The sequence below is a fragment of the Mesotoga sp. HF07.pep.5.2.highcov genome (assembly GCF_003666285.1).
GTDB lineage: Bacteria > Thermotogota > Thermotogae > Petrotogales > Kosmotogaceae > Mesotoga > Mesotoga prima.
On sequence record NZ_JFHJ01000641.1, the window covers coordinates 1 to 888 of the forward strand.

2 protein-coding genes are annotated in these 888 nt (G+C 45.9%); one reads left to right on the forward strand and one right to left on the reverse strand.

The features are described from left to right. The first annotated feature begins 382 nt into the window (after window positions 1–382). Window positions 383–571 carry a (2Fe-2S) ferredoxin domain-containing protein gene (locus BG32_RS13715; protein WP_121526991.1) on the forward strand — a complete coding sequence of 63 codons (189 nt, stop codon included), beginning with the start codon at window positions 383–385 and terminating at the stop codon, window positions 569–571. 14 nt (window positions 572–585) lie between these two features. Here the strand turns inward: BG32_RS13715 and BG32_RS13720 are convergent. Then, window positions 586–888: nitrilase-related carbon-nitrogen hydrolase (locus tag BG32_RS13720; protein WP_310793899.1), on the reverse strand; the 303-nt coding region annotated here is incomplete at its 5' end.

The following is an 888-nucleotide window of genomic DNA, read 5'->3' on the forward strand; positions in this document are numbered from 1 at the left end:
AGTTTCCTTCTTCGCCTTCTTGGCACACGACAACTTGCAACTTGGAACTGATTACTTGCTCTTTCCAACCACCAACGCGCTGCCCCCTGCCACGGTCTTCAAAGGTGCAGATCCCGGATCAAGTTCGGGGTGATCCTGACAGGTGAAGTGGATCATGATTAAGTCTACTCAAGAGAGTTAATGCATCAGAATAGAATTTACTTAGAGTCGAGATGAAGGAGATTAAGAATATGTACCTTTGAGTTAGATTTAGGCTTCATCTTCTGTAAGCTTATAATTTGTTGTGGAAGGAGTCATAAACGGAAGATTGCCCTTGATTATCGAAGTTTGCACTGGAAGCGTGTGCCTTATGTAATGCTCTTCCGAGGTCAGTAAGAGGTTTATGGATCTGGTTAACGAACATGGTTTAAGCAACCTTGCCACCTTAAAGGCGTCCCACTGTATGGGACCCTGTTGCGACGGAGTTGTAGTCGACATAGACGAGAAAAGATTCGCCAGAATTTCGACGAAAAACGTCGACGAATTCTTCATGAGAGAGGTATTGAAACTGGAATCAGATCAGACTCTCTAGTAGGGTTTAGAGCTTCATATATCCTTTAGGGCGGGGAATCTCTCCCGCCAGTCTCTTAGAATACTCATTCTCTCATAGTCCAGTTCCCACAGAAGCAATCCCTTATCTGCTTCAAAGGGTACTTCGTTACCATCTTGATCGAAGAGTACTGAAAAGGCCTCGTCGTATTCTATGCCGTTGCCGTCAACCCCAGTCCTGTTTAGACCCAGAACAAATGACTGGTTCTCGATCGCTCTCGCCTTGAGAAGAGCCTGCCAGTGATTGGCTCGCTTTTCCGGCCAGTTGGCAATCACTATCATGACCTCTGCAGGCAAGTT

Coding starts and splice junctions, on each gene's coding strand:
- BG32_RS13715 (WP_121526991.1), top strand. CDS start 383: ATGGATCTGGTTAACGAACATGGTTTAAGCAACCTTGCCACCTTAAAG.